The sequence below is a fragment of the Pantoea sp. GM01 genome (assembly GCF_000282675.1).
In the GTDB taxonomy this organism is placed as follows: Bacteria; Pseudomonadota; Gammaproteobacteria; order Enterobacterales; family Enterobacteriaceae; genus Pantoea; species Pantoea nemavictus.
Genome location: NZ_AKIU01000036.1, coordinates 48758 through 68260 on the forward strand (window position 1 = coordinate 48758; position 19503 = coordinate 68260).

The 19503-nt window shown below is 53.3% G+C and carries 20 protein-coding genes; 10 read left to right on the plus strand and 10 right to left on the minus strand.

What is annotated here, in order from left to right:
• Nucleotides 1-30: 30 nt before the first annotated feature.
• Nucleotides 31-267 (minus strand): YobH family protein, encoded by a 237-nt coding sequence (locus tag PMI17_RS11545; protein ID WP_007889616.1) that lies wholly within the window; start codon nucleotides 265-267, stop codon nucleotides 31-33.
• Nucleotides 268-485: 218 nt separating this feature from the next.
• Here PMI17_RS11545 and PMI17_RS11550 point away from each other — a divergent pair, with 218 nt between their 5' ends.
• The 4 genes from PMI17_RS11550 to rlmA all read left to right on the plus strand — a co-directional run bounded on the left by PMI17_RS11550 (nucleotide 486) and on the right by rlmA (nucleotide 2759).
• Complete coding sequence (locus PMI17_RS11550) at nucleotides 486-761, plus strand: YebO family protein (protein ID WP_007889620.1); 276 nt, start codon at nucleotides 486-488, stop codon at nucleotides 759-761.
• A gap of 683 nt (nucleotides 762-1444) precedes the next feature.
• Nucleotides 1445-1519: a DUF2627 domain-containing protein gene (locus tag PMI17_RS25390; RefSeq protein WP_110866451.1), complete on the plus strand. Its 75-nt coding sequence runs from the start codon at nucleotides 1445-1447 to the stop codon at nucleotides 1517-1519.
• A gap of 83 nt (nucleotides 1520-1602) precedes the next feature.
• The gene (cspE, locus tag PMI17_RS11555; RefSeq protein WP_007889622.1) at nucleotides 1603-1812 is read left to right on the plus strand and encodes a transcription antiterminator/RNA stability regulator CspE; all 210 of its coding nucleotides are present in this window, start codon (nucleotides 1603-1605) and stop codon (nucleotides 1810-1812) included.
• Between the two features lie 140 nt (nucleotides 1813-1952).
• Entirely contained in the window at nucleotides 1953-2759 is an 807-nt protein-coding gene (gene rlmA / locus PMI17_RS11560) for a 23S rRNA (guanine(745)-N(1))-methyltransferase (protein WP_007889624.1), read from the plus strand.
• Here rlmA and PMI17_RS11565 read toward each other — a convergent pair.
• From PMI17_RS11565 to manX, 4 genes are all read right to left on the minus strand, one after another.
• On the minus strand, nucleotides 2756-3214 hold the full coding sequence (locus tag PMI17_RS11565; protein ID WP_007889636.1) for a DUF986 family protein: 459 nt from the start codon (nucleotides 3212-3214) through the stop codon (nucleotides 2756-2758). The genes rlmA and PMI17_RS11565 overlap by 4 nt on opposite strands.
• Nucleotides 3215-3306: 92 nt before the next feature.
• On the minus strand, nucleotides 3307-4152 hold the full coding sequence (locus PMI17_RS11570) for a PTS mannose transporter subunit IID (protein WP_007889639.1): 846 nt from the start codon (nucleotides 4150-4152) through the stop codon (nucleotides 3307-3309).
• A gap of 14 nt (nucleotides 4153-4166) precedes the next feature.
• Entirely contained in the window at nucleotides 4167-4967 is an 801-nt protein-coding gene (locus PMI17_RS11575) for a PTS mannose/fructose/sorbose transporter subunit IIC (RefSeq protein WP_007889646.1), read from the minus strand.
• Between the two features lie 58 nt (nucleotides 4968-5025).
• Entirely contained in the window at nucleotides 5026-5997 is a 972-nt protein-coding gene (manX, locus tag PMI17_RS11580; RefSeq protein ID WP_007889647.1) for a PTS mannose transporter subunit IIAB, read from the minus strand.
• Nucleotides 5998-6507: 510 nt separating this feature from the next.
• Between manX and PMI17_RS11585 the strand changes: the two genes are divergently transcribed.
• Nucleotides 6508-8073 carry a TerC family protein gene (locus PMI17_RS11585; protein WP_007889648.1) on the plus strand — a complete coding sequence of 522 codons (1566 nt, stop codon included), beginning with the start codon at nucleotides 6508-6510 and terminating at the stop codon, nucleotides 8071-8073.
• 79 nt (nucleotides 8074-8152) lie between these two features.
• Here PMI17_RS11585 and PMI17_RS11590 read toward each other — a convergent pair whose 3' ends face one another.
• From PMI17_RS11590 to pabB, 4 genes are all read right to left on the minus strand, one after another.
• A complete protein-coding gene (locus PMI17_RS11590) occupies nucleotides 8153-9715 on the minus strand; it encodes an EAL domain-containing protein (RefSeq protein ID WP_007889649.1) in 1563 nt (520 codons plus the stop codon).
• 229 nt (nucleotides 9716-9944) lie between these two features.
• Nucleotides 9945-11309, minus strand: a complete 1365-nt coding sequence (locus PMI17_RS11595) for an L-serine ammonia-lyase (protein WP_007889650.1) — start codon at nucleotides 11307-11309, stop codon at nucleotides 9945-9947.
• Between the two features lie 192 nt (nucleotides 11310-11501).
• Nucleotides 11502-12071, minus strand: a complete 570-nt coding sequence (locus PMI17_RS11600) for a CoA pyrophosphatase (protein ID WP_007889651.1) — start codon at nucleotides 12069-12071, stop codon at nucleotides 11502-11504.
• A gap of 1 nt (nucleotide 12072) precedes the next feature.
• Nucleotides 12073-13431 carry an aminodeoxychorismate synthase component 1 gene (gene pabB / locus PMI17_RS11605; RefSeq protein ID WP_036620980.1) on the minus strand — a complete coding sequence of 453 codons (1359 nt, stop codon included), beginning with the start codon at nucleotides 13429-13431 and terminating at the stop codon, nucleotides 12073-12075.
• A 110-nt stretch (nucleotides 13432-13541) separates the two neighbouring features.
• Between pabB and PMI17_RS11610 the strand changes: the two genes are divergently transcribed.
• The gene (locus PMI17_RS11610; RefSeq protein WP_007889653.1) at nucleotides 13542-13742 is read left to right on the plus strand and encodes a YoaH family protein; all 201 of its coding nucleotides are present in this window, start codon (nucleotides 13542-13544) and stop codon (nucleotides 13740-13742) included.
• Between the two features lie 13 nt (nucleotides 13743-13755).
• Here PMI17_RS11610 and PMI17_RS11615 read toward each other — a convergent pair whose 3' ends face one another.
• Nucleotides 13756-14100, minus strand: a complete 345-nt coding sequence (locus tag PMI17_RS11615; RefSeq protein WP_007889654.1) for a RidA family protein — start codon at nucleotides 14098-14100, stop codon at nucleotides 13756-13758.
• 124 nt (nucleotides 14101-14224) lie between these two features.
• On the opposite strand from PMI17_RS11615, the gene PMI17_RS11620 reads away from it, so the two are divergent.
• The 4 genes from PMI17_RS11620 to fadD all read left to right on the plus strand — a co-directional run bounded on the left by PMI17_RS11620 (nucleotide 14225) and on the right by fadD (nucleotide 19425).
• Nucleotides 14225-16135: an ATP-dependent DNA helicase gene (locus tag PMI17_RS11620; protein ID WP_007889655.1), complete on the plus strand. Its 1911-nt coding sequence runs from the start codon at nucleotides 14225-14227 to the stop codon at nucleotides 16133-16135.
• A 52-nt stretch (nucleotides 16136-16187) separates the two neighbouring features.
• Nucleotides 16188-16886 (plus strand): tRNA (adenosine(37)-N6)-threonylcarbamoyltransferase complex dimerization subunit type 1 TsaB, encoded by a 699-nt coding sequence (tsaB, locus tag PMI17_RS11625; RefSeq protein WP_007889656.1) that lies wholly within the window; start codon nucleotides 16188-16190, stop codon nucleotides 16884-16886.
• Between the two features lie 60 nt (nucleotides 16887-16946).
• Nucleotides 16947-17540: a Slp family lipoprotein gene (locus tag PMI17_RS11630; protein ID WP_007889657.1), complete on the plus strand. Its 594-nt coding sequence runs from the start codon at nucleotides 16947-16949 to the stop codon at nucleotides 17538-17540.
• Between the two features lie 208 nt (nucleotides 17541-17748).
• The gene (gene fadD, locus PMI17_RS11635; RefSeq protein WP_152929130.1) at nucleotides 17749-19425 is read left to right on the plus strand and encodes a long-chain-fatty-acid--CoA ligase FadD; all 1677 of its coding nucleotides are present in this window, start codon (nucleotides 17749-17751) and stop codon (nucleotides 19423-19425) included.
• The last annotated feature ends 78 nt before the right edge of the window (nucleotides 19426-19503 follow it).

A 19503-nucleotide genomic window follows, 5' to 3' on the forward strand; every position in this document is an offset into this window, starting at 1 on the left:
TAACGGGCTGTTGCCAGCCCGCTTAAACACTTAATTGTCGACCACTTCACCACTTTTCTTGAGTAACGGACAATCCGTTACGCCAACAATGCCGCTGTCTGTGTGCAGATACTGCGCCGTGATCATACCGCGCGCGGTCAGATAGCTGCACTGCAGCCCCAATCCCGCCGCATTCTTATTGCTGCCGGTAAGCACGCCATAGCCTGTCAGCAGCATGGCTAACCAAACCAACGCAACCAGCATAATTGTCCGAATGAGTAGTTTCATCTTTTCTCCTTGTGATACATAACGCAGCTCTCCCGTAGTTGCTGCCAAACCTACTGTAGCAGCATGCCTCGCTTTAGCCATCGAATCGATCAGAGATAACTGAAAGAGCGAGCAGGGCGGGATATTCTGCTTTCAGCGGCTACCCATTATCTTTTGCGCTAGCAACGAGTAGAATCAGCGGCGGAGTAGATGTTTGATTTTTGACTATAGAGGCAGTTATGAACGAATTAGCCGCAAACACCAGTCCGCTGTTCACCTATGGCGTCCTGGCCATCATCATTATTGTGGCCTTTATTGCCTGGTTTTTCGTCAATCGGGCTAGCGTGCGCGCCAGTGAGCAGATCAGCCTGCTGGAAGCGTTAATAGAAGAGCAAAAGAAGCAGAACGCGCTGCTGCGACGTTTAGTAGAGGCGCAGCCATCTACAGCAAAACCCAACGCGGATGAAGACGCGGATGAAAAACACGATTTTATTCGGATGATACCGGAACGTTAAGCATTAAGTAATACGCTTCAGCCATGATAACGGCGACCGCTTGCGCACTGAAATGGTGCGCAGCAACCTGAGTTACAGTAATTGAGCAGGATGTTCTAACAGCGAAGCGTTGCGGTTTAGCCTGGATGGTGAATATCAACCAGGATTAATCCTAAGGCGATTTTGTTAAATCAAGCTCAATGATGTTTTTTTTAACATTTAATTGTTGGCTGCATAGTTAAAATTGAGATAAATGCCACGTAATGTTAATGCGTTTAAATGGGGCGTATATTATTCCGGCCTCCTGATTTTGGTGCAAAACAATTAATAACTTATACCGGCTAAATCTATTTGTACAAGATTTGTACAGGGCGGGCTTGTTGTGCAGCAAGCTGAATTTTTAGTGGAATATTTTATTGATGCCATATTAGTGCAATATTTTTAGCGTAATGTTAACCGCTTAAATTGTACCGAATTAACTGTTACCGCTGCGCTTGACGAAGCAACATTCTGACGCTAAGTATACTGACTGATAAACCTTTTTCTGGCGGTTAATGCAGGTTGCGGCATTATCTACGTGAGTAAGTCGCTCGATGTATTAACTAATTATGTGCGTCACGTCGATCACTGTTTAAAAATGGCTTGCCATTAATTTGCGGATATGTGATAACAAATCGTGGGTCAAACGAGGTACAGTTCTGTTTATGTATGGCATCTTCAGTAAAGAAGTTACGAGTAAAGACGTTGACGTTGAATACCGCTTCCTTGCCGAACCTTAAATTAGTGCCTCATTCAGTAATGTCTCTGGTTTATCTGTAAGTCTGCCTGCGGGCAATATAATCATTGAAAGGAAATTTGCGAAATGGCAAAGATTAAAGGTCAGGTTAAGTGGTTCAACGAGTCTAAAGGTTTTGGTTTTATTACTCCTGCTGACGGCAGCAAAGATGTGTTCGTTCACTTCTCTGCAATCCAGGGCAATGGTTTTAAAACGCTGGCCGAAGGCCAAAATGTTGAGTTCGAAATCCAGGACGGCCAGAAAGGTCCTGCTGCGGTCAACGTTACCCCAATCTGATTTCGCCCTCAGGCTCGGTGCCATGCACCACTGAAACGAATCTTAAAGCCCTGTTCAATGAACAGGGCTTTTTCTTTAGGCTTTCTGTCGTCAAACGATCAAGGTAAACTGCGCCGCGTAAAGCTAACCCGGAGTTGTCTATGTCGTTGATTTGCCCACTTTGTCAGCAGCCACTATTACAGCAGGCCAACAGTTTCCGCTGCGATGCCGGCCACCAATTTGATCAGGCCAAAGAAGGGTACGTCAATCTGCTGCCGGTGCAGCATAAAGGTTCGCGTGAACCGGGTGATAGTGCAGAGATGCTGCAGGCTCGTCGCGCATTCCTTGATGCCGGACACTATCAGCCTCTGCGCGCTGCCGTCGCGGGAATACTTACTCAGCATCTCAGCGACCAAGCCGCGCAGGTATTAGATATCGGTTGCGGTGAAGGCTATTACACTGCAGCGATGGCGGAAGCACTGCCTCAGGCACAATTATGGGGTCTTGATGTGGCGAAGGCGGCGATTCGCATGGCATCCAGGCGCTATCGCGAGGTGAAATTTTGCGTGGCATCCAGCCAGCGCTTACCCTTTGCGGATGCGTCTTTAGATGGCATTGTACGCATCTATGCGCCCTGTAATGAAGATGAATTGCGCCGTGTGATTAAGCCTGGCGGATTGCTGATAACCGTTACGCCTGGCCCGCAGCATTTGCAGCAGTTTAAGGCGCTGATTTATCGTGAGGTACAGCTGCATGCGGCGGAAGAGAAAATGTACCCTGGCTTTAAGCAGGTCGATCAACAAAACCTGCATTACGCTATGACATTGAGTGGGACAGCGGCAGTGAGCTTATTGCAGATGACGCCGTTTGCCTGGCGTGCGCGTGAAGAGGTGTGGCAAAACCTCGCGGCATCCAGCGCGTTTAACTGCGATGCTGATTTTACACTGACCTTGTGGCAGCGTGATTAACGCGCTTCCACCAGCGTGTGGTAAATTTTCTCCAGATCATCCAGTTGTTTGACGGCAATCAGCAGGCGGCGTTTTTCGAGCTGCATCACCAGAATGCCGTCCTCCGAAAGATTCATACTCTGAATACGGCGATAATCGATCCACACGCCGCCAAAAAATAGACCTCCATCCTTCATCAGCAGTTTTGGACTGCGAATCCAGAATAACCAGATCGACATAAAGCACAGCACCATCAGCAAATTGGTGGTGAGCTGCGTGCCATGGTTATCGATGTTGTTCCACAGCAGTATAAGCAGCAGGACCACGAAAATGGCGCTATCGATCTTATGTCGGCGACGCAACGCCACGCGAAGTTTGGTTGGGCCATTGCGGCGTGGCAGAATCGCTTCATCATAAATAGCGAAAAGTACCAGGCCGGCAATCAGCACGGCAATAAGGGCGTCAGTCAGTGACATTAGGTGTTCTTCCTCAACCGAAATTACCTCAACGTGGGCGCTCAGGTAATGCCGTTCGAAAATAGCCGGGAGACACGCTCCCGGCTTGATGATTACAGACCGAGCAGGCCGATCCAGTAACCGAAGATCCCGATGGCGAAGAAGCCAACGATAATCCACAACGCGTTAACCTTACGGCGCAGCAGCCACATACAACCAAAGGTTAGCAGCAGCGGAATCAGTCCCGGCATCAGCTGATCGAGAATGGATTGTACCGTGGTGACGGTCGTTTTACCGGTCTGGTCGGTAATCCGCGAGACCACCAGCGGCACATTCACATGCGTCCACTTGTTGACCAGCGCCCCCATGACAAAGAGGCCGAGAATCGACGCGCCCTCCGTCAGTTTCTGTAGGAAACCACCGCCCATATCGCTAACGATATCGACGCCTTTACGGTAGCCGTACGCCACGCCGTAATAACGCGTCAACAGACGTACCGCGTTAAACAGGATGAAGAACAGCAGCGGACCCAGCAGGCTGCCACTCATCGCGATACCTGCACCGAGTGCGGCAAATACCGGACGAACCGTACCCCAGAAGATCGGATCACCCACACCCGCCAGTGGGCCCATCAGACCCACTTTAATACCGTTAATTGCGGCATCGTCAATTGGCGCACCGTTAGCACGCTGTTCTTCCATCGCCATGGTCACGCCAAGTACCGGCGCCGCCACATACGGATGCGTGTTGAAGAACTCGAGGTGACGTTTAATCGCCTGTTTACGCGCGTCGTTGTTTTCCGGATAAAGACGGCGAATCACCGGCACCATTGAGTAACAGAAACCCAGCGCCTGCATGCGTTCAAAGTTCCACGAACCCTGAAACAGGTTAGAGCGCAGGAACACACCGCGGACATCGCCAGGGGTGAGCTTCTTAGGAGTATTCGTTGTATCAACCATGATTTCACCTGTTCCTAGTCGAGTTCGTTATCGAGGTCATTGTTAGCAGGACCGGCGTTTGCAGCGCCTGCAACGCGGTTATATTTCGGTGCCAGCTGGATATACAGCACCGCCATCACCACGCCAATCACGCCGAGCGCGACCAGGTTGAAGTTGGTGAAGGCTGCAGTAACGAAGCCAAGGTAGAAGAACGGCATCAGGTAGCCTGCGCGCATCATATTGATGACCATCGCGTAACCGACTACCACGATCATGCCGCCAGCGATATTCAAGCCATTGGTGACCACTTCTGGGATGGAGTTCAGCAACTCCTGTACGATGCTGGTGCCGACGGAAATCGCCACAATCAACGCTGGAATGGCAATACGCATCGCCTGCAACACCAGCGCCGAAACGTGGATCCAGCTAATTGCGCTCAGATTGCCTTTCTCCGCAGCTTTGTCAGCGGCGTGCTGGAAGGCGACGGTGATGGTACGCACGATGATGGTCAGCACCTGTCCCGCGGCTGCCAGCGGAATGGCCAACGCGATACCGGCACCGACGCTTTGACCGCCGGCAATGACCAGAATGGTCGAGATGATAGAAGCCAGCGCCGCATCGGGTGCAACTGCTGCACCGATGTTCATCCAGCCCAGTGCGATCATCTCCAGCGTACCACCGATGATAATACCGGTTTTCATGTCGCCAAGAACCGCACCAATTAAGGTACAAGCCACCAGCGGACGGTGGAACTGGAACTCATCAAGAATCGATCCCATCCCGGCGATACAGGCCACAATAAATATCAAAATGATTTGTAGCGTGGTTATCTCCATTGCATTTCTCCTCTGCAAGGTCTGTAAAATTCGCCCACGTATGCAGGCAAAGGGCGAACTACGGATTGACCTTGGCGATCAGGTCCATCATTTTCAGTCGCTGATCGCTGGACACTTTACGCACTTCCAGTTCGATACCGCGCTCGTTAAGTTTGCGGAACGCGGCGATATCTTTTTCATCAACCGATACCGCGTTGTTCACCTGGGTTTTGCCCTGGCGGAACGCCATGCCGCCAATATTGACTGACTTGATGTCCACGCCTTGCTCAACAATCCTCACTACATCGGTCGGATTGGTGAACAACAGCATCACTTTGTCATGACCATATTTCGGGTTATTCCAGACACGCACCATTTTGTCGACATCCACCACGTGCGCGGTTACGCCCGGCGGTGCGACTTGGGTGAGCAACGTTTTACGCACATGATCGTTAGCCACTTCATCACTGACGACGATGATGCGGGTTACGTTGGTCTCTTTCGTCCAGCGCGTTGCCACTTGTCCGTGAATCAAGCGGTCATCGATACGCGCAAGGCCGATTTTCATATGATCGCCCGGAGCCATTGGCTGTTGTGGCTGAGCAGGGGCTTTCGCCACCACCGGTGCCGCAGCCGCAGCTGCTGGAGCAGGCGTTTCGGTTTTAAGGGCTTTAACACCTTCACGACCGGCTTCTACCGCGATGTGAATCAGTTCTTCCAGCGATGGGTTGTCATCGCGTCCCATCAGCGTTTCCACCAGCATCGGGATGTTGACGCCAGCGATAACGTCGTAGCCAGGCTTATCCACCACAATACGGCTTGCCGCATTAAACGGACTACCACCCCAGGTATCGACCAGGAACAACACGCCCTTTGACGTGTCGAGATCTGCCAGCCGCGCCTGATACTTTTCGATTAGCGTTTCTGCATTTTCGCCGGGAACGAAATCAATCCATCCGACATTTTCCTGCTCACCCAACAGCATTTCTGCTGTTTTAAGCAACTGTTCTGCCGCCCAGCCATGTGTACCAATTACAATAGCAATGGTCACTTGCTACCTCCGTTCGCGTGAGAGATTCTCTGGCATTGCCGGGAATCATTGAAAATTACCGTTAGTGTTTCAGGTGGATCGTTAGGTCTAAGATGAAGAAAAGCATCAATAAATAAAACGAAACTATCCGCTGCACAGCGATAAGGTCGCGATTTATTTTAGTGATCGAAAAAATAAATTATGTGATGTTTGTCAGCTATTGAGAGCGTAACGGCGCTAATATGCACTTTTGTTCGTTATTCATGCGATTGCGTAGATATTTGTAAATGTAATAAATTTTTTTGACGTCGTTGATGTAACTGATACATTAGCCATCTGTTTATTACTCAGGAGTACCGGGCTTCAGCTCACCTTTATGGACCGTCACCGACGTCGCTCAACATGTTCTCTGCGCGTTCCTGCGCACGTTTCCACGCTCTCCAGCGTTATCACCGCCTGCAACGATCCCTCGTCTCGCCCTCTGGCGCAGACTCAATTTCGTGCGCCCGTTAGTTCGGCAAGGAGTCATTGATGGAATTTCTCTTCGACCCCTCAATCTGGGCGGGTTTGCTCACGCTGATCGTGCTGGAGATTGTTCTCGGCATTGATAACCTGGTGTTCATCGCCATTCTCGCAGACAAATTGCCGCCGAAGCAGCGTGATAAAGCCCGTCTTATCGGCCTGTCGCTTGCACTGGTGATGCGTCTGGGCCTGCTGTCGCTCATCTCATGGATTGTTACGCTGACGCGGCCCCTATTCAGCGTAGGCGATTTCAGCTTTTCTGGACGAGATTTAATTCTGTTGTTCGGTGGTTTGTTCCTGTTATTCAAGGGAACCATGGAACTGCATGAACGACTTGAGAGCCGCGGGCATGAACATCAAGGCAATAAGAGCTATGCCAGCTTCTGGGCGGTGGTGATTCAAATCGTGGTGCTCGATGCGGTGTTCTCACTCGATGCGGTGATTACCGCCGTCGGGATGGTGAACCATCTGCCGGTAATGATGACCGCGGTGGTGATTGCGATGGGCGTGATGTTGCTGGCCTCAAAGCCGCTGACGCGCTTTGTCAATGAACACCCAACGGTGGTGGTGCTGTGTCTGAGCTTCCTGTTGATGATCGGTTTGTCGCTGGTGGCCGAAGGTTTTGGTTTCCACATTCCGAAAGGTTATCTGTACGCTGCGATTGGCTTCTCAATTATTATTGAGCTATTTAACCAGATTGCGCGCCGCAACTTTATTCGCCACCAGGAACATCGCCCGATGCGTGAACGCACCGCCGAAGCGATTCTACGTCTGATGGGTGGACGCCAGCGTAAGCAGTCAGCCACGACAGAAGAAAATGCGTTGACCGAAGCGATGCCGCAGGAAGCGTTTAAAGATGAAGAGCGCTACATGATTAACGGCGTGTTGACGTTATCGCAGCGTTCCATCCGCAGCATCATGACGCCGCGCGGTAATATTTCGTGGGTGGATGTATCGCGTCCGCTGGATGAAATCCGTATTCAACTGCTGGATACGCCGCACAGCTTGTTCCCGGTATGTCGCGGTGAGCTGGATGAAATTATCGGTGTGGTGCGTGCGAAAGAGCTGCTGGTTGCGTTGGAACACGGTATGGATGTCGCAACCTTTGCTGCTAACACGCCGGCGATCGTGGTACCTGAGACGTTAGACCCGATCAATCTGCTGGGCGTGCTGCGCCGTGCTAAAGGTAGCTTCGTGATCGTCACCAACGAGTTTGGTGTGGTGCAGGGCTTGATCACGCCGCTGGACGTACTGGAAGCGATTGCCGGTGAGTTCCCTGACGAAGATGAAACGCCAGATATTATCGCCGATGGCGACGGTTGGTTAGTGAAGGGCGGGACCGATCTGCACTCGCTGCAGCAGTTACTGGATCACCATGAATTGGTGAAAGCCGATGAAGATCACGCGTCGTTAGCCGGTTTGCTGATAGCGCAAAAAGGCCAGCTGCCGCTGCCAGGTGAGGTGATCGATCTGCCGCCGCTGCATTTCCAGGTGATTGAGGCGACCGATTACCGCATCGATCTGGTGCGCGTGACCAAAGATAAGCCCTTCGATCATGAAGAGCATGAAGAGTAAGTAACGCGCTTGATATGAACAAAAACGGCCATTCCGCAAGGAGTGGCCGTTTTTTTATGGGTGAAATATGTGGAAAAGTTTAGGCGCTCAGCTGGGCCTGATGTTGCGCCAGCCACAGCGGAAAATCTTCAATCGGCATTGGACGCGCGTAGAAATAGCCTTGTAAATGATCGACGCCGCGCTCACGCAGATAATGCGCTTGCTCGGCCGTTTCTACACCTTCGGCAACCAGCGAAATATTCAGGCGTTGCGCCAGTGAAATCACCATATCGGTGACGGTGGCGTTAATCGCATCAGTACCAATCGCGGCGGTAAAAATTTTGTCGATCTTCAAGACATCCGGCTTGAGATCTTTCAGATAAGCCAGCGAGCTGTGACCGGTACCGAAATCATCAATCGCCAGGCGCACGCCAATATCATGTAGCTGCGCTACCACCGATTGGTCGATCACCGGCAAGGCATCGCGTTCGGTCAGTTCGACCACCAGCTTGGGCATTGGATTGGCAGGCCACCAGATACTCTGCAGATCCTCAACTATCGCACGGTCGCGGAAGTGGCTGGCGGCAACGTTAATCGCAATGTGGAACGACGGACATTGCGGCAGATTCGGCAGCTCATTAACCACTTTCGCCAACACAAAGCGCGTTAACGGGGCAATCAGGTTTTGTCGCTCGGCCAGCGGAATAAACACGTCCGGCGCAACCCAACCCTGACGCTGGTTATGCCAACGTAACAGCAACTCCATGCCATCGCACTCACCGCTTTTAGCGTTTATTAACGGCTGGCAGTAGACCATAAATTCGTTGGCCGTGATGCCATAGCTTATCTGCCAGCTAAGACTCATGCGGTTGGCCGTCGCCAGCCAGACGATGTAGCCGATTAACAGGCTGAGCATTAGCGCCAAAGGCAGCTGCGACGGTAAGGTATTCAGTGCCAGGCGCGCCGGAGAAGGGCCGTATAAGGTGATGCTGAAGGGGTAACGTAGTGATGCCTGATCGTAAGCCACTTCGTCTTCAGAAGGCTCGGTCTGCTCAATCAGCGGATTACCATACTCAAGGCTTTGTCCGCCGACATTGAATATGGCTCGCTCAACCCATGGCAGCTGCGGCTCCAGTAGGTAATCGGTCATCAATTCAATATTGATGACCTGCAGCAATCCATCATGATTATTCAGCGATTTTGGCGTCCAGAGCAGCAGCACCGGCGATCCTTTTAACAGATCGTTGTCGGTTGCCAGCATCATGCGCTGGTTGTTGAGCGCCAGCTCAGGATAGGTTTGGCTGAAGGAGAGATTCAGTGGACCAAAAATGCTTGAGCAATACAGCGTATCGTCTTGCACCAGCAGCACGGTGCGCACGGTTTGCAGTGCGGCGATTTTCTCAATCAGCGGATAGCGCACTTGTGCGCAGGGCACACCGACCAAACCGAGGGTGTTATTGGCCGAAACATCCAGTGGCGAGAACATGCGATCGAAACGTTCAATCGCGCGGCTGGCGAAATTTAATGACTGCTGCTCAATACGTGATTTCTCTTCGATGTAGCGAAAAGTCAGCGTCAGAACCAGAACCAGCGAGGCGATCACTAACGCAATAAGCAGACGCTTACGGCGAAATTGACCCACAAATTGCTGGGGAATGAGCATCAGTAACCACCTTGCAAGACAAAGATTGAAGCCAAATTAACGTGAAGGTTATCGGCATTGAGGCGGCCAGGTTTAGTGCGGCAGAATAAAAAATCGGCACTAAAAAAAGCGCGGCCACTCAGGGCCGCGCTCGAAATCAATGTATCTGGTTTACTCTGTTGGAGGTAGCAACGGATGAAGAAAAAATTTCAACTGTTGCTTTAATCATCAATGAAGCGATGAGCAATGACTAGTCGCACTGGACCTTAATCGCCAGGCCGCCGCGCGAGGTTTCACGGTATTTAGCATTCATGTCTTTGCCGGTTTCGTACATGGTCTCAATCACTTTATCCAGCGAGACGCGCGGTTCACTGGTGCGGCGCAGCGCCATGCGCGCCGAGTTAATCGCCTTGACGGAAGCAATAGCGTTACGTTCAATGCATGGCACCTGAACCTGGCCCGCGACGGGATCGCAGGTCAGTCCCAGATTGTGTTCCATACCAATTTCCGCCGCGACACACACTTGTTCCGGGCTGCCGCCCAGCAGTTCCGCCAGACCCGCCGCGGCCATTGAGCAGGCGACGCCGACTTCGCCCTGACAACCCACTTCAGCACCAGAAATGGAGGCGTTCATTTTATACAGCACGCCAATCGCGCCAGAGGCGAGGAAGTAACGGATAAAAATGTCGGGGGTGACGGGTTCGATAAAGTGATCGTAATAGGCCAGCACCGCCGGGACGATACCGCAGGCTCCGTTAGTCGGTGCAGTTACCACGCGTCCACCCGCTGCATTCTCCTCGTTCACTGCCAGTGCGAACATATTCACCCAGTCGATCACGTCCATGGGATCGTTCGAGTGTTTATTTGATGACACCAGCAGACGACGCAGTGAGGCTGCTCGACGCGGTACACGCAATGGACCTGGCAGCACGCCTTCAGTGTTGAGGCCGCGATCGATGCATGCCTGCATGGTTTGCCAGACGTGGCCAAAATAGGCGTAAATCTCATCACGACTATGCAGCGCCAGCTCGTTTTTCATCACCAAACCCGACAGCGACAAACCGCTTTCACGACAGTGGCTAAGCAGCTCTTTGGCGGAATTAAACGGCCAGGGAACAGTCACTTCATCCAGCACCGGCTGACCGAAATGCTCTTCATCGACGATAAATCCGCCGCCAATGGAGTAGTACGTTTTGCTCAGGATCAGTAAATCACCCGCGAAGGCGAACACCGTCATGCCGTTTTCGTGCAGCGACAAGTTTTCGCTACGAAATACCATGCCGCCTTCGCGCGGGAAATCAACTTCACGTGCGCCGTTGGCTATCAGCAAGCGTTCGCGCTGCTCAACATCTTTGATAAACGCAGGAATGCCGTCGATATCAACGGTGGCCGGTTCGAAACCCGCCAGACCCATGATAATGGCGATATCGGTGTGGTGACCTTTGCCGGTGAGCGACAGAGAACCATAGACGTCGACCGCCACGCGCGTTACGTCTTGCAACTTGCCTTGTTCGGCCAGCAGGCCAACAAACTGCTTACCCGCTTTCATCGGGCCAACGGTATGCGAACTGGAGGGACCGATGCCCACTTTAAACATGTCAAAAACACTAATCACAGGTGACACTCCTCACAAATCTTATTCTGCACGGCACAAGCCGTTTATGCGGCTAATAGTAATCGCCTGTGCCCTATTACGAGCAGCTTTTCGCATGAAATAAACTAATTATAAACCACAGAAATTGTTATCCGGCTGTACAGTTGTGAAGCGGATCGATTTTCGTGATTAAAGGCTAACGAAACGGGGGGATTACGGCAGCGCGATTTGCTGACCCAGCGCGCGGATGATGCCGGCCGTCATGCCCCAGATAAAGTAATCCTCATACCATGACAACCACACCTGATGTTGGCGATGGCCACGGCGTAGCGTGAGGTCACTATAACGGCTGAGACGTAGCGCTTCAGCCAGCGGCATGGCAAAGGCACTTTCGACTTCGTCGGGGTTAAGAGACAAATCAAGATCGGCGGGAATGATTCCCACCACCGGAGTAACGGCAAAACCAGTGCTACTGGTCACCGGTGGCAGAACGCCAATAATCTGTACCTGCTCCGGCTGAATCCCCACTTCCTCCTGCGCCTCGCGCAGCGCGGTGTGGATCAGCGAATGATCGGTGGCATCCTGCATGCCGCCGGGGAAAGCAACCTGGCCAGCGTGCTTCCGCAGATGAGAAGATCGACGTGTTAACAGTAAGCCAGGTTCAGCACCGTTAATCACCGGAACCAGCACTGCTGCACGTCGTCCACTGATGGCGCTTTTGGCGGTCTGCAGCGGCGGCTGTAAGACAAAGCGGCTAAGAAATTGGTCCAGCGTTAAATTCATCTCAATTCTCATCGCGCAGGCTAGGCAGAATGCGGTTCACCTTGTGGAAGGTTTCCTGATATTCGGCGTTGAGTTCGCTGTCCGCCACTAATCCGCCGCCAGCGGCGCAGTAAAGTTGGTGGTTTTCAGCAATCAAGGTACGAATGGTGATGCTGGTGTCCATGCGACCGCACAGGCTGATGTAACCGATGCTGCCGCACCACGCATTTCGGCGATGCGGCTCTAACTCTTCGATAATCTCCATCGCGCGGATTTTTGGCGCGCCAGTAATGGAACCACCGGGGAAGCAGGCGCGCAGCAGATCGGTGGCGGTGAGTGTGGCAGGTAAACGCGCGCGAATGGTGCTAACCAGATGATGTACTGCCGGGAAAGGCTCCACCACAAACAGTTGTGGAACACTGACGCTGCCGGGCTCGGCAACGCGACCAATATCATTACGCAACAAATCAACAATCATCAGATTCTCTGCGCGATCTTTCTCTGAACTGGCGAGCTTCTCCGCCTGCAGGCGGTCGGCTGCTGCGTCAGCGAGGCGCGGCAGCGTGCCCTTAATCGGACGCGTTTCAATCTCCTGCTGCTGTAAAGAGAGGAAGCGCTCTGGCGACAAACTCAGCAGTACGCTGTTTGGCAAACGCAAGAAAGCGCTAAACGGAGCGCGATTGGCCTGGTTCAGGCGCAAAAATGCCTGCCATTCATCGCCGCGATAGCCAGCCTGAAAACGCTGTGCCAGGTTCACCTGATAGCAATCACCGGCTTGAATATACTCCTGCACCGCATGAAATCGCTGCGCATACTGCTCAAAACTGAGATTGGATTGCCACTCGCTGGTCAGGGCGAAAGGCTCCGTTTGCGGCGCGGTTTGTGTTTGTAGCCATTGCCAGCGCTGTTCCGCATCGGTGAGCGAGACCAGCGTCAGTGTTTGCTGATGGTGATCGGCGATCAACGCCCAGTCATAAATCCCCACCGCCATATCCGGCGTAGTGAGATCCTGCTGCGCGCGCTGCGGCAGGGTTTCAAAGCGACGCCCCAGATCGTAGCCAAAAAGTCCGATGGCTCCGCCCTGAAAAGGTAAATCAGCATCAAAATCTGGCGTGGCACCCAGCTCAGCACATTGCTGCTGCACCAGCAGGAGCGGATCGGCTGCAGAGAGCATCACCTTATCGCCACAGACAATTTCGGTGCTTGCGCCACGTGTGGTTAGGGTAACGCGCGGATCGGCAGTCAGGATATCAAAGCGGTTATCCGCATGATCGGCCTGGCCAGAGGTCAGCAACATCGCCCAGCACTGCTGAGCAAGCGGAGCGAAAAGGTGTAACAGCGTTTCGGGCGTATACTTCAGAACGAGGCTTTTTACCATCATGGGACAAATCACTTCAGCAAGCAGGTCGCTAGCCTGGCATATTTTTTTGTTGCTGGCACCCGTTTGTTCCACGTGGTAATAATGCGTCCCCCTAGCATCAGGAGTGAATTATGTTTACAGGTCTTCCAGCGTTATCTCACGAACAACAACAACAAGCGGTTGAGCGCATCCAGGAATTGATGGCGGGTGGTATGTCGAGCGGTCAGGCGATTGCGCAAGTGGCGCAGGAGATCCGCCAAACCTATAAAGGGGAAGGCATTCGGGCGATGTTCGAAGACGATGAGGATGAAGAAGACGACGACAACGAATAACGCCTGAACAGATTTATAGCGCGGCGATAATTTTAATTTCGACTTTATACTTTGGATTCATCAAACCGGCCTGCACGGTGCAACGCACCGGCGCATTGCCCGGGGAAACCCACGCATCCCAGGCGCGGTTCATCGCCGGGAAGTCAGTTTTCTCGACCAGGAAAATCGTCGCGTCGAGAATTTTACTTTTATCCGATCCCACCCGCGTCAAAATGGCGTCAATCACCGCCAGCGCGTTGGCGGTTTGCGCTTCTGCATCTTCATCCAGATTTTCCGGTACGCTGGTGTAATACACGGTTTGGTTATGTACTACCGCTTCCGACATGCGGTGCTCCGCATCGATACGCGTAATGGTCATGCTGTTCTCCTTTAGTTTTGCTGCGCTAGCCTGCCATATCCCAGGGGCGAATGTCATCTGTTGTGGTTGGCAGGCGGGAATCCTGACATAATTACAGTGGTTTTTAACGATGATGTGAGGAAGTGTGGCAGACGATTTTGCAGCTGATGGCGCGCTAGCGCAGGCGATTCCGGGCTTTAAACCGCGTGAAGCACAGCGCCAAATGGCACAAGCGGTCACCGAGGCGGTTAAAAAAGGTGGCGAGCTGGTGGTTGAAGCTGGCACCGGAACCGGTAAAACCTATGCCTATCTGGCCCCGGCGCTGCGCGCGAAGAAAAAAGTCATCGTCTCAACCGGTTCTAAAGCGTTGCAGGACCAGCTGTACAACCGTGATTTGCCCACCATTGCGCGAGCCTTGAAGTTCAGCGGTAAAACTGCGCTGCTGAAAGGGCGCTCCAACTATCTCTGTCTTGAACGTCTGGAACAACAAAATCAAACCGGTGGCGACCTTAGCGTGCAGGCGCTGGGTGATTTGATCAGCGTGCGCGGCTGGTCGTCAGAAACCAGTGATGGCGATGTCAGCAACTGCAGCGGCGTGGCAGAAGACAGCCCAATCTGGCCTTTTGTCACCAGCACCAATGACAACTGCCTCGGCAGCGATTGCCCGTTGTATAAAGATTGCTTCGTAGTGAAAGCGCGAAAAAAAGCCATGGACGCTGATGTGGTGGTGGTGAACCATCACCTGTTTCTCGCCGATCTGGTGGTGAAAGAGGGCGGCTTTGGCGAACTGATCCCGGAAGCCGATGTGATGATCTTCGATGAAGCGCATCAATTACCGGATATCGCCAGCCAATATTTCGGCCAGCAGTTATCGAGCCGGCAACTGCAGGATCTCGCCAAAGACATCATCATTGCCTATCGCACCGAAGTGCGCGATGTGCAGCAGTTGCAGAAATCCGCCGATCGTCTGGCGCAGTGCGCGCAGGATTTCCGGTTGACGCTGGGCGAGCCCGGTTTTCGCGGTAACCTGCGCGATCTGTTAAGCGATAACAACATTATGCGTATGTTCACTCTGCTGGATGATGCGCTCGAGCTCTGTTACGACGTTATCAAGCTGTCGCTCGGCCGTTCAGCGCTGCTGGATGCCGCGTTTGAGCGCGCGGCGTTGTATCGCACACGTTTGAAGCGTTTGCGCGCCATTAATGAACCGGGCTTCAGCTACTGGTATGAGTGTAACAGCCGCCATTTCACGCTGGCGCTTACGCCGCTGTCGGTGGCGGAACGCTTCCGGGAAGTGATGGATAACCGCAAAGCTGCGTGGATCTTCACCTCGGCAACGCTGGCGGTGAATGAGCAGATGAGCCACTTCTCAAGCCGGCTGGGCGTGGATAACGCCACCACCTTGATTCTCGACAGCCCGTTTGACTACACCCAACAAGCGTTGTTATGCGTGCCGCGCAACATGCCAGAACCTAATCATCCCGGTGGTGCGCGTCAGCTCGCACGCATGATGAAGCCGCTGATTGATGCCAACAAAGGCCGCTGCTTCTTCCTTTGCACCTCGCACAAGATGATGCGTGAGTTAGCGATAGAGTTTCGTGCTTCAATGACATTACCGGTGCTGCTGCAGGGTGAAACCAGTAAAGGACAGTTACTCAAGCAATTTCTCGAAGCCGGTAACGCGTTGCTGGTGGCGACCAGCAGCTTCTGGGAAGGTGTTGACGTGCGCGGCGATGCGTTGTCGCTGGTGATTATCGATAAGCTGCCTTTTACCTCACCTGAAGATCCGTTGCTGAAAGCGCGCATGGAAGATTGTCGCTTACGCGGTGGCGATCCCTTTAATGATGTGCAGCTGCCCGATGCGGTGATCACCCTGAAGCAGGGTGTTGGCCGCTTGATTCGCGATACCGACGATCGCGGTGTGCTGGTGATTTGCGATCAGCGTCTGGTTTCTCGCCCTTACGGCGGCCTGTTCCTCAACAGTTTGCCGCCGACGCCGCGCACACGCGATATCGCGCGCGCCATCGAGTTTGTCCGCCAGCCAGTGGATCACTAATTTGTGCCAGGCTGTGATAAGATGCGCGCCATTTTGACTCTCTGAGGTTGTTATGTCCGTCCGAATTTTAGCCCTGGACACGGCGACAGAAGCCTGTTCTGCCGCGCTGCAAAATCTGCAGCAGATTGATGCCCGCTTTGAAATCGCCCCGCGCGATCACACCCAACGTATTCTGCCGCTGGTTCAGGAGCTGTTGCAGGCGCAGCAGCTGGAGCTGACCGCGCTTGACGTACTGGCATTTGGCCGCGGCCCGGGCAGCTTTACCGGTGTGCGTATCGGCATTGGTATTGCACAAGGACTGGCGCTGGGGGCGAATCTGCCCATGATTGGTGTTTCCTCGTTAACGACGATGGCACAGGGCGCCTGGCGCTTAACCGGTGCGACACGCGTGTTGGCAGCAATTGATGCGCGGATGGGCGAGCTCTATTGGGCCGAGTATCAGCGCGACGAACATGGCGAATGGCAGGGCGTGGAAACCGAAGCGGTGATCAAACCGGAAGTGGCGATGGAGCGTATTGCCGCGTTGAGCGGTGACTGGATGACCGTCGGCACCGGCTGGCAGGCTTACCCGCATCTTATGACCGCGCCGGGCGCACAGCTTATCGCCTCAGAGGTTTTACTGCCAGCAGCTGAAGACATGCTGCCGCTGGCGCTCAGCGCCTGGCAGCGTGACGAAGCGGTGGCGGTAGAGCATGCCGAGCCGGTTTATCTGCGGAATGAAGTGGCATGGAAAAAGTTGCCGGGACGCTAAGCGGCGCGCAACTTATCTGCACCGGTTCAGTCTAATCAGAGAAATAACAGGAGAAGTGCTATGCCAATAAGTCGTAAAGGGATGTCTGGCGCTCTGTTAGCCTGCGCGCTGCTGCTCAGCGGCTGTGTTTCGGTGCCAGATTCTATTAAAGGAAGTTCTGAGCTGCCACAGCAAGATTTACTGCGCGTGATGAACGCGCCACAGCTGTATGTCGGTCAGGAATCGCGTTTCGGCGGCAAAGTGGTGAAGGTCACCAATCTTAACGGCTTAACCCGGGTAGAGATTGCCACCCAACCGCTGGATGATAGCGCGCGTCCGCGCTTAGGTGCCGCTTCGGTTGGCCGCATTTTTGCCGATATTCGCGGCTTCGTGGATCCGGTCGATCTGAACAATCAATATATTACGGTGCTGGGTAACATTAAAGGCATCGAAAAAGGGGATATCGGGAAGGCCAGCTACAACTTTGTGGTGATCGATGTACGCGGTTATCAGCGCTGGCATTTGACGCAGCAGGTGATGACACCGCCACAACCGATCGATCCCTATATTTGGTATGGCCCAACGCGCCATCGTGCGGGGTATTGGGGGCCTAATCCTTATTGGGGCATGAACCTCGGCCAGCCGGCGCAGGTGCAAACTATCCTCACCGAATAACGCTTTATCTTTTAATTTACGGCCCGGTCGCGGTGCTTGCGAGCGGGCCTTTTTATTGGACGCGCAACCGATGCGCGAAATTTAGTGATGCGCTTCGCAACCTGAAAATGCCGAAACAGGCAAACTGGTACAATCAGTTAAAATATTGTTAACAACACTGATTGTCGAGGCGGCGATGGCTACACAACAAGAATATCGGGGTGATTCTTTGAACAAGGTTTGGCTCAAACGCTATCCGCCAGATGTCCCAGCGGAAATTAGTGCCGATCGTTATACTTCTCTGGTCGATCTTTTCGAACATGCCACTCAGCAATATGCCGATCAGGTGGCATTTATCAATATGGGCCAGCCGATGACCTATCGGCAGCTGGAAAAGCAGAGCCGCGCCTTTGCGGCCTGGCTGCAGCAGGGTTTAGGCTTGAAGCAGGGCGATCGTGTGGCGTTAATGATGCCCAATCTGCTGCAATATCCGGTTGCCCTGTTTGGCGTCCTGCGCGCCGGCATGGTAGTCGTCAATGTCAATCCGCTCTACACGCCGCGCGAACTCAAACACCAACTGATTGATAGCGGGGCCAGCGCTATTGTTATCGTGTCGAACTTTGCCCACACGCTGGAAAAAGTGGTGGCCGAGACGCCAATCAAGCATGTCATGCTGACGCGTATGGGCGATCAGCTGGCACCGGTGAAAGCCACGCTGGTCAACTTCGTGGTTAAGTATGTGAAAAAGCTGGTGCCAAAATATCACCTGCCCGGCGCTGTGCCGTTCCGCAGCGCGCTGCAGCAGGGCGAGCAGATGACCTATCAGCGTCCTACCGTCACCAATGATGATTTGGCCTTCCTGCAATATACCGGTGGGACCACTGGCGTTGCCAAAGGCGCGATGTTGACGCACCGCAATATGCAGGCCAACCTGGAACAGACGAAAGCTACTTACGGCAAGCTGTTGCGCCCGGGTAAAGAGCAGGTGGTGACTGCGCTGCCGCTCTATCACATTTTTGCGCTGACGGTGAACGGACTGCTGTTCCTCGACCTCGGCGGCACGAACCTTTTGATTACTAATCCGCGCGATATTCCGGGCTTCGTTAAAGAGCTGAGCAAGTTTCCGTTTACTGCCATCACCGGCGTGAATACCTTGTTCAATGCGCTGCTGAATGATGCCAACTTCAATAAACTCGATTTCTCTACGCTGCGCCTGTCCGCTGGCGGTGGCATGGCGGTGCAAAAAGCCGTTGCTGAGCGCTGGGAAAAACTCACCGGTCACTATCTGCTGGAAGGTTACGGCCTGACCGAGTGTTCGCCACTGGTGTCGGTGAATCCGTATGATATTACCTGTCACACCGGCAGCATTGGTTTACCGGTGCCTTCCACCGACGTGCGCATTGCGGATGATGAAGATAAAGAGGTGCCGCCGGGTGAGCCGGGCGAGCTGTGCATTCGTGGTCCGCAGGTAATGACCGGCTACTGGCAGCGCGCCGATGCCACCGATGAAGTGCTGAAAAATGGCTGGCTGCATACCGGTGATATTGTTACCGTTGATAGCGAAGGCTTTATTCGCATCGTCGATCGTAAAAAAGACATGATTCTGGTGTCGGGCTTTAACGTGTATCCTAACGAGATTGAAGATGTGCTGATGCAGCACGAGAAAGTGCGTGAAGCCGCGGCGATTGGCGTACCGAGCGATCTGTCAGGCGAAGCAGTAAAAGTGTGCATCGTGAAGAAAGATCCGTCATTGACGAAAGAGGAAGTGCTGGATCATTGCCGCCGCCAGCTCACCGGCTACAAAGTGCCGAAGATTATCGAGTTTCGTGACGAGTTGCCGAAGACCAACGTGGGCAAAATATTGCGCCGCGAATTGCGTGATGAGGCGAAGCGAGAAGGGCAGTAACGCGCCATTCTCCTCAGGTTAACGCCGGCACAGTCCGGCGTTTTTATTGCTTTTAACATGGAGCGCTGCGCGTAGTTT